Here is an 8,595-nt window from a genome sequence, read left to right on the forward strand (position 1 = left end):
CTATGAAATGCTCTACCTAAGTCAGCCATCGAAAGTCCAAAGCATGGAAACCATGCGCGCCCTCAATGCCGCGGACGGGTACCTGTATTTCAATCTCCTCGACGAAGCCCTGGCCGAGCTGGGGGCCATCCCCAAGCTCGACCAGGAAGAGGCGGCAGTGATGCTGGCCCGCATTCGCCTGCTCCTGCACAAGCGGGAGTGGCGTTCGGCGGAAGTGCTTTCCGCGCGGGGCACCGGCCTGCACCCTGACGAGGGCGAGTTCACCGTCCAGCGCGCCTTCGCGTTGCATCAAATGGACAAGGACGAGAAGGCCGAGCAGGTGCTCCTCTCCGCACCGGACTGGATCCGCCGGACCGGCATCCTCCACTACAATCTCGCGTGCTATGAAGCGCGGCTGGGCGACATCTCCGCGGCGCGGCAGTGCATCGATACCGCGATCCAGATCAATGCGGGCATCAAGAAGAGCGCGCGGGTCGATCCGGATTTGCAGTCGCTGTGGAACTGAGCGCGCGGGGCGCCAAAGTCGTGCGGACGTAATCTTCCACGGATTCCTTCCACGGGCGCGGCGTGAGGCCCGTGAGCTCGGTGAACTTCGCGTTGGATAACGGCGTATAAACCGGCCGGCGTGCGACGAAGCCTTTCATGTCCGCCAGCTTGAGCGGCTCGACGACACGCGTGCGCAACGGAAGGCCGAGGGCTGCCGCGCAGTCGAGGGCGTGCTGGCCGTACTCCTGCCATGTACACTCTCCGGTGTTGCAGAGATGCATGATGCCGCCGATTTCCGGTCGATCCACCAAGGCCAGCAGCAGCCGCGCGGCATCCAGGGTGTAGGTCGGCACGGAAACCTTGTCGGCAATCGCCTCGACCCGGTCCTGCTCCAGGGCGCGCTGAATGATCTGGTCGACGAAGCTCGCGCGATCCGGCCCGAAGACCCACGACACGCGCACCGCCAGATGCCGATCGGAAACCGCGAGCAGCGCGCGCTCCCCACCCAGCTTCGATGCGCCGTATTGGCTGAGCGGATTCGGCGCGTCGTCTTCGTCGTAGGGCGTCCCCTTCGTCCCATCGAAAACGTAGTCCGTGCTGAGGTGGATACAGCGCGCCTTCTTCCGCGCGCAGATCTCTGCCAGCGTGGCGACGGCGCTGGAGTTAACCCGGAAGGCTTCCTCCGGTTCGCGCTCGCAGCGGTCCACGTTGGTCTGCGCGGCGCAATTCACGAGCACATCGAAGTCCAGCGGATCCAGTCGCTCGTGCATGGCCGGAAAATCACCGAGATCGAGCGAAGCCCGGTCGAAGCCGAGCACCTGCTCCCCGCGCGCTCCCCATTCGCGGAGCAGCGCCGCACCGAGACGCCCGCCGCTGCCGACGATCACGATGGCGCGCGGCATGCCTCAAAGCGCGATCCGCTCGGCCTCTTCGTCTTCGCCGTCCCACCACTCCCGATTGCGCACGTACCAGTCGATGGTTTCGCGCAGCGCCGGGGCGAAATGCTGGCGCGGCTTCCACTCGAGTTGCTGGAAAGCCAGGTGCTCCTCGTCGCTGATCCCCGGGCTGGCCCCACTGCCACCGGCATTCAAGCGAATCAAATCCCGTGATTTTCCCAAGTGCTCCAGGATCGCCTGCGCGACCTCGAGGTCGCTGGTCTTCAGGTCGTTGACGAGCGGATAGATCGTGCCGGGCTCGCCGCTCAGGAGCGCGGCGAAGATCGCCGAGCAATGGTCATCCACATGCAGCCAGCCCCGCATCGTCGAGCCATCGCCGGCCACCGGCAGCGGCTCATCGCGCAGGGCATGAATGATTGACGCCGGAATGAATTCGGCCGGCGCCTGGAACGGTCCGTAATTGCAAGCCGAGCGGGTGACGACCACCTCCTGCGCATGCGCGCGAAATGCGTCCAGGGCCAGCGTATCGACCGCGCCCTGTTTCCCCTGCCCGTCCGCAGCTGCAGCGAGAGCGCCACTATTGGAAACTTGCACGAAACGCCGCACTCCGTGCTGCCGCGCCCGCTCCAGCAGGTTCGCCACGCCCGCCGTGCCGCCCGCCGATCCGCCGGTGAAATTCACAACCGCGAAGTATTGGTGCGTCGAGAGCACGGCATCGATCTTGTCGCTATCGCCCACTTCCGCGCGGAGAAATTCGTAGCGCTCGCCAAACTCTTGCGCGATGCCCTCCACGCTGGCCAGCCCGCCCGATACCAGGGAGTCCACATTCGTAATCATCTCCGGCCCATAGTGCTGGAGCACGTACCGCACAAAATTGCTGCCTACAAAACCACAGCCGCCAGTAACAAGAAGTCGCATCGGGAATAACTAAACCGGGGTTCGCGAATACCGCTATCCATTTTCTCGCACCGCATCCGGCCCTTTTGCCGGGACCACCTCCGGCGGCGGGCTCAATTCCGGGCGCATGTGCCGCAGCCGGCGTTGAATCTGCCAGGCGTCCCGGAGCATGCGCAGGCTGTCGGCCACGATCTCGACCTTGCTTTCGGGCGAATTGATCCACTCCACCGGCAGATCCTCCACGCCGTAGCCGAGCCGCTCCGCGAGGAGCAGCACCTCCACGTCGAAAGCGAAGCCCTCCACCTTTTGGCGGGTAAAGATCTCCCGGCACGCCGCCTGGCGAAACGCCTTGAAGCCACATTGCGTGTCCCGCAGGTCGACCAGCGCCAGCGTCTGGAGCACGCGATTGAAAATCTTTCCCATGCCCTCACGCAGCGGAGACTGGCGTCGCGTGATGCGGCTCATGGCGTGCTGCCGGTTGCCGATCAGCACATCCACCTTCGGCGTCTGCTCGAAGTGCCGCAGAAATGCCGGCACCTCCGCCAGCGGCACGCTCAAGTCGGCATCCATGTAAAAGACGATCTCCCCGCGCGCCCGCTGCATCCCGGAGCGCACGGCATGGCCTTTGCCGCGCTTCGGGCCGTTGTCGACCACTTGAAAATGAGCTTGTTGCGCCACCTGCTTCGCCGCTATCTCCAGCGTCCCGTCCGTGCTCTGTTCCACGACGATCAACACCTCATACGTCCGCGTGAAACCCCGGAAAAACTCCACCAGTGCCGTCAACGTCGGCGGCAACCGCCGCGCCTCGTTGTAAGCCGGCACGACGATGGAGAGATATGGCGAATCCGACATTGGGGAACTGGATACTTACCAGCATAAGCCCGTCGCGGTCAAAGCGATGATCTCACGGCACCATTGGATTTCCGCATTGATCCTCCTGCTCGCCTTCGCTTTGCGCGTGGCCTGGCTCGATCTCAAGCCCGCGCATTTTGACGAAGGGGTGAACGGCTGGTTCGTGGACCAGATGACCCACCAAGGCTTCTATCACTACGATCCGACCAATTTTCACGGACCGTTCCATTTCTACGTCCTGTTCCTCGCCCAGACGCTCTTTGGCCGGAGCATCTGGGTGCTGCGCATGCCCATCGTCCTGCTCAGCACAGGGTGCGTGGGGCTCGTGCTCGCCTACCGGCGCTACCTCGGCGAGCGCGTGTGCCAGATCGCCGCGCTGGCCATGGCCGTCTCGCCCGCCATGGTCTTCTATGGCCGCTACGCCATTCACGAGACCTGGATGCTCTTTTTCCTGCTGCTCATCGGGTGGGGATTGCCGGGGCTGTGGCACTTCGGCCAGCGGCGCTACTTATGGGCCTCCGCTTTGGGCATCACCGGCCTGATCGTCACGAAAGAAACCTACGTCATCCATCTGGTCGCCTTCCTCCTCGCGGCGCCATGCCTGCTCGGCTACGAAAAAATATCCCCCTCGATCCCGCTGCCGTTCGGTGGCTGGAAGTTTAGCCTGCGGGATGCCGGCATCGTCGCCGCCACGTGTGCCGGCTTGATCCTGTTCTTTTACACGGGCGGTTTTCTCGATTGGTCCGCCCTGCCCGGGCTCTGGGAGACATTCAATACCTGGATCCAGACCGGCACCGCCCACAAATCCGGACACGAGAAGGAGTGGTATTACTGGCTGCAACTGCTGGGCCGCTACGAATGGCCCGCGCTCGTCGGGCTGGTGGGCGGGCTGTGGATGCTGTGGCCGCACACTCCGCGCCTGGCCCGCTATCTGGCGATCTATGGACTCGGCGCACTCATCGCCTATTCCTATATCGACTACAAAACTCCTTGGTGCGTCATCTCGCTGATCTGGCCATTTTATTTCGTCTTTGGCTTTGTCGTCGTGCGCGCCGCGGAATTGATCGACCGCTGGACCATCGCCGGGATCACCGCCCTGCTCTGCCTCGGATCGTTCGGTATCTCTTGGAAGCTGAATTACCACGACTACACCGACGACGCTGAGCAGTACGTCTACGTGCAGACCTTCACGGACGTGAATCAACTCCTCGTCCCGCTGCAAAAGCTGGCGCGGCGCGATCCCCTAAACTACCAGCTCCGCGGCCACCTCATCATGGCCGAGCAGTATCCCTTCTCCTGGCTGCTCGGAGATTTTCCCCAGATCGATTACCCCGACGCCGAACAACTACCCGACACGCTCGACGCGGATTTCCTCCTCGTCGACGATGCGAATGTCGACAAGGTCGAGCCCTTGTTGCGCCTGGAGTATTTCAAGCTGCACGTGCGCATCCGTGGGAATTCGGAAAGTGCCGCGACCCTCTATCTTTACCCGCCCATCTTCGCGGGGTTCGTCCCGGCCGACACCGCGAAGTTCCAACCCGTTTCGGCGGATCTAAAATGAATTTCGTCGCCGCCATCCTCTACGCAGTCTGCACCTCGTCCTTGGTGGCGATGGTGCTGGCCGCGGCCCGCGGAGGGCTCAACTCCGCCATCGCCGCCGCGGCGCTCGGGTGCGGGCTGCTCGTCATGTCGCTGGCGCTCTGGCAAGGCCGCAATCCGTCGGCGCCGAGGCGCGCACCCAGCACGCCGGAGTGGCTGGCGATCATCGCCTTCGCGCTCGTGTCGCTGCGCATTTTCCTGTGGGTGGTGACGGTGAAGGGCGATGACATCAAGGTGCTGTCGCCCAACAATCTCGGCGACTTTTCCCTGCATCTCACCTACGTGCGCTATCTCGCCAGCGGCGTGCCGTTCTGGCCGGACAATCCGATTTTCACCGGCGGCAAACTTACCTATCCCATCGGCATCGATCTCTTCCACAGCCTCCTCCCACTCGTCGGAATGGACGTGTTCCGCGGGTTCATCTGGATGGGCATTATCGGCGCGGCATTGACCGGCGCAGCGCTCTGGCGTTGGGGCCGCGGTTTCGCTTTGTTCGGCTTTCTCGCCAATGGCGGTCTCGCCGGCTTCCTCATTTTTTCGACGGGAAAACTCGCTGATTTCCAAGGCGAGTTGCCGTGGAAAAGTTTCGCCCTCGCACTCTTCGCGACGCAGCGCGGACTGCTCTTCGCGCTGCCCGCGGGGCTGCTGCTCTTGAGCAGTTGGCGCACGCGCTTTTTCGCCGGCCAGGCCGAAGACTGGCGCCTGCCCTTCTGGGGCGAGCTGCTGCTCTACGCGTCTCTGCCGCTGTTTCACTTCCACACCTTCCTTTTTCTCTCGGCCCTCCTCGGCGTGTGGTTCGTATTTCAAGCGCCCGCGCGGCGGGGCCTCGCACTGCTCGTGGGCTCGGCTTTCGTGCCGGCTACCGTGCTCGTGTTTCTCATCACCGGCGGATTGAAAGGCGGCAGCCTGCTCGGCGGGAAAGCGGGCTGGATGTGGGACGACACGACCTTCCTCGATTGGTGCCAGATCCATCTCGGGAACGGTTCGCCCACCGTCGCCGCGATCACTTTCTGGCCGGTCAATTTCGGCATCCTGCCGCTGCTCGTCGTCATGCTGATCGTGGCCCTGAGCCGCCAGGGCGGGAGCCAGTGGGCGCGTCTCGTGGTCATTCCATCCCTGGCCATTTTCATCATTTGCTGCTTCGTCAAGTTTGCCCCGTGGGCGTGGGACAATACCAAGCTCATGATCTGGTCCTATCTCGCAATCCTCCCGTTCGTGTGGACCGAGTTGCTCGTGCGGTGGCCCGCCTGGGCGCGCTGCTTCATCGTGGGCATGTTATTTTTCTCGGGATTCATTTCCACGCTCGGCGGCATCGATGCCAGTTTCACCGGCTATCCCATCGCCCTCCGCTCGGAACTCGATGGCGTGGCAAAAGCCGTGCACGACATTCCGGTCACCGACCGCTTCGCCGGCGCGCCCACGTACAATCATCCGCTGCTGCTCAACGGACGAAAGATGGTCCTCGGCTACCTCGGCCACGTGGACAGCCACGGTCTCGCCTGGCAGGAGCCCGCCGGGAAACTCGACTCCCTCATGAACGGCGAGGACGGCTGGCGCGAACTCGCCGACGAACTCGGCGCGCGCTACCTTTTCTGGGGCCGCTACGAAGACGAGAAATACAAGGACTCCCCGCAACCGTGGCGCCTGACCACGCGGATGGTGGCATCTGGTGACTGGGGAGCGATCTTCGATCTCCACACTCCGCCCACCACGCCAACCAGGCTGCCCGCGATGAACGAGTAGGAACTACCCGACTCCTGGCACTTCCCTACACCTCGCTCAACACCACCACCCCGTCGGCGACCGTGTCCTCGCCCACTCGCGCCGTCACTTCAAACTGCCACAGCCCGCCCACCGCCGCGATCTTCCGCGCGTGAAAGCGGAGCACGTCCCGTGGGCGCACCGCCCGGAGAAATTTCATCCCCTTGATCGCCGTCAGGCGAAAGCCTCGCCCCGGCTGCCCAGCGGCAATGCCCGCGGTCTGCGCGAGTGCTTCCGTGATGATCACGCCGGGCACGAGCGGGTCGCCCGGAAAATGCCCGCGAAAGAAGGGCTCTTCCGGCGGAAAACTCTTTTCACAAACAGCCGACTCTCCGGGCTGCACCTCGACCACCGAGCCGACGAAAACGAACGGCTCGCGATGGGGCAACCCGTAGGCGATGGGGTCGGACGCGCTCACCGTGCCGGTTCGCCGGGCACGAAATAGGCGAGCTTCCAACTGCCGCGCACGGTCCGCGCCCCTACCCGGTAGCCGGCGTAATTGGCGTCCGTCACGGCCTGCGGCGGCGCTACCATGTACATATCGTGGGGACCGAATTTCTCCTCCAAAATCCGCCCCAGTTCTTCCCAGGAATGGTGCGCATCCCAATACAGGTACGCCGTCTCCCCGGGCGGCGCATCGTCCCAGCGATAGCCAAAGTCGGAGGTCATCATCGTCGAAAGCATCGCCGTGTCGTGCTTGCTGACCGCGATCCGCGCGCGGCCGATAAAGGCCTGAAAGCTCTGGTCCTTGCTCTGGTCCTTCATCTTGATCTTTTCCTCGTCGTCCTTCTTTTTGTAGGGCGACTGGCAGGCCGCGAAAGCCACCAAAAGCAAGGCACACGCAATGAAACGCAGATTCATTCGCTTCCAATAGAGACGCCCCGGAAACAACACCAGAGTTTTTTCCGCCTCCCAACACCGCGAGGCAACAGCCCTGCACGAAGGACACGATTTGCAGTCTTCCAATTGGACTGCCCGGCTGTTAGACGCGTGGCATGAAGGTTCCGGAATTCCCAGCCAGCGAGGAGCGAGCGGAAAGACCAGCGGGTGTCGCTCACGCCATGAAGAACCGCAAGAAGCGCGTGACCCTGCGCCGCGGGAGACGGTGATCATGATGAAGGAACTGGCCATGATTGCGGCGCTCGCCTCGAGTTGCTACCTGGTCTACGTCGTGACCCGGCCGGAACCGGTTCCCCAATTTCGCGAATCGTACTCGCGGGAAATTCTACCGTATTTTCAGGCGACCTTTTCCGAACTCGACGAACGCCAGGGAAAGCTCAATAGCGAGCCCCTGAACCGTCTCCGGCAGCATCTCCAGGGATTAACCGATCCCAATGCCCAGGCCGCGGCCCAGATTTGCGAGCAGCTCCTGCCGATCGTGGCCGAGCGGGAGCAGTACCGCTTGAAGCTCAATACCGCGATTACCAAGCTCAGTCGCGGGTATTTCAACCAGCTCACGAAAACGGATTGGTTGCGCCGGGCCAATGCACTGGCGCCTCCGCTCCAGAGCGCCCGCGCCGCGCTGGAGGCGAATGAGCCGAAGAGTGATTTGCCGACGGCAGATACCCGTCCGAACCCTTGGAGGAGAAGGCGCGGTTTGTCGAACTGGTTCGTGAAAACCGATTCTACCAATTTTTCAATGATCGATTGGCGCGCCCGTATGACATGGACGATGATCACCAAAAGGGCGAAGTAAAGCGGCTCACGTTCAGCAGGATCGTGTTCTGCCACAATGCCGTTGAGCACGAACTGTTGGACATTTTCAGAAAGACATTCCCAGTCCTCGCCGTCATCATATCAGACGAAAAACGAGGCTTTCACCAGAGACTTGCCCGAAAGCTCCAAAAACAAGAATCCTCGGTTGTAATTGATCGAGTGGTGCCCAAGCTCGCCAAGCAAGATGATTCGATGCCGCTCCTCTCATTACATGACTGCATCGCAACGACGGAGCCATACGTTCAAGTGGTCGAGCGGGTGCTCCGGGAAGAGTTTCTTCAGGTCTTGGAGTTCGACCCGCCGATCAAAGTAAAGCGGATCACTCGCGCAGCTCTAGCCCGGATATTTCACGCTTTGAAATTCTCGCGTCGGCAGCGCCGCGCGATGT

At 62.4% G+C, this 8,595-nt stretch carries 10 protein-coding genes; 5 read left to right on the forward strand and 5 right to left on the reverse strand.

All coding sequences use genetic code 11. The annotated features are described in order from the left end of the window. The first annotated feature begins 43 nt into the window (after positions 1-43). Positions 44-505, forward strand: a complete 462-nt coding sequence (locus ABJF10_RS12130; protein WP_348544837.1) for a hypothetical protein — start codon at positions 44-46, stop codon at positions 503-505. Here the strand turns inward: ABJF10_RS12130 and rfbD are convergent. Genes rfbD through ABJF10_RS12145 form a run of 3 tightly spaced genes read right to left on the reverse strand, consistent with a single transcriptional unit; the run spans position 456 to position 3,131 of the window. After that, positions 456-1,388, reverse strand: a complete 933-nt coding sequence (rfbD, locus tag ABJF10_RS12135; RefSeq protein WP_348544838.1) for a dTDP-4-dehydrorhamnose reductase — start codon at positions 1,386-1,388, stop codon at positions 456-458. The genes ABJF10_RS12130 and rfbD overlap by 50 nt on opposite strands. A 3-nt stretch (positions 1,389-1,391) precedes the next feature. Then, positions 1,392-2,300: an NAD-dependent epimerase/dehydratase family protein gene (locus ABJF10_RS12140; protein ID WP_348544839.1), complete on the reverse strand. Its 909-nt coding sequence runs from the start codon at positions 2,298-2,300 to the stop codon at positions 1,392-1,394. Between the two features lie 33 nt (positions 2,301-2,333). Beyond that, a complete protein-coding gene (locus ABJF10_RS12145; RefSeq protein WP_348544840.1) occupies positions 2,334-3,131 on the reverse strand; it encodes a dolichyl-phosphate beta-glucosyltransferase in 798 nt (265 codons plus the stop codon). Positions 3,132-3,177: 46 nt separating this feature from the next. On the opposite strand from ABJF10_RS12145, the gene ABJF10_RS12150 reads away from it, so the two are divergent. Both ABJF10_RS12150 and ABJF10_RS12155 read left to right on the forward strand, forming a co-directional pair. Further along, positions 3,178-4,692 (forward strand): flippase activity-associated protein Agl23, encoded by a 1,515-nt coding sequence (locus ABJF10_RS12150; protein ID WP_348544841.1) that lies wholly within the window; start codon positions 3,178-3,180, stop codon positions 4,690-4,692. After that, positions 4,689-6,473, forward strand: coding sequence for a hypothetical protein (locus tag ABJF10_RS12155; protein WP_348544842.1), 1,785 nt, complete (start codon positions 4,689-4,691; stop codon positions 6,471-6,473). The genes ABJF10_RS12150 and ABJF10_RS12155 overlap by 4 nt, the downstream gene beginning before the upstream one ends. A gap of 25 nt (positions 6,474-6,498) precedes the next feature. Here ABJF10_RS12155 and ABJF10_RS12160 read toward each other — a convergent pair whose 3' ends face one another. Beyond that, positions 6,499-6,909, reverse strand: a complete 411-nt coding sequence (locus ABJF10_RS12160; protein ID WP_348544843.1) for a 3-hydroxyacyl-ACP dehydratase FabZ family protein — start codon at positions 6,907-6,909, stop codon at positions 6,499-6,501. Beyond that, complete coding sequence (locus ABJF10_RS12165; RefSeq protein ID WP_348544844.1) at positions 6,906-7,352, reverse strand: hypothetical protein; 447 nt, start codon at positions 7,350-7,352, stop codon at positions 6,906-6,908. The genes ABJF10_RS12160 and ABJF10_RS12165 overlap by 4 nt, the downstream gene beginning before the upstream one ends. Before the next feature lie 250 nt (positions 7,353-7,602). Here ABJF10_RS12165 and ABJF10_RS12170 point away from each other — a divergent pair, with 250 nt between their 5' ends. Together ABJF10_RS12170 and ABJF10_RS12175 are read left to right on the forward strand one after the other, a co-directional pair. Further along, positions 7,603-8,187, forward strand: a complete 585-nt coding sequence (locus ABJF10_RS12170; protein ID WP_348544845.1) for a hypothetical protein — start codon at positions 7,603-7,605, stop codon at positions 8,185-8,187. Then, positions 8,157-8,595 (forward strand): hypothetical protein (locus tag ABJF10_RS12175; RefSeq protein WP_348544846.1); only part of this gene is annotated, 439 nt, incomplete at its 3' end. The genes ABJF10_RS12170 and ABJF10_RS12175, both read left to right, overlap by 31 nt.

This window comes from Chthoniobacter sp. (assembly GCF_040003245.1).
GTDB lineage: Bacteria > Verrucomicrobiota > Verrucomicrobiia > Chthoniobacterales > Chthoniobacteraceae > Chthoniobacter.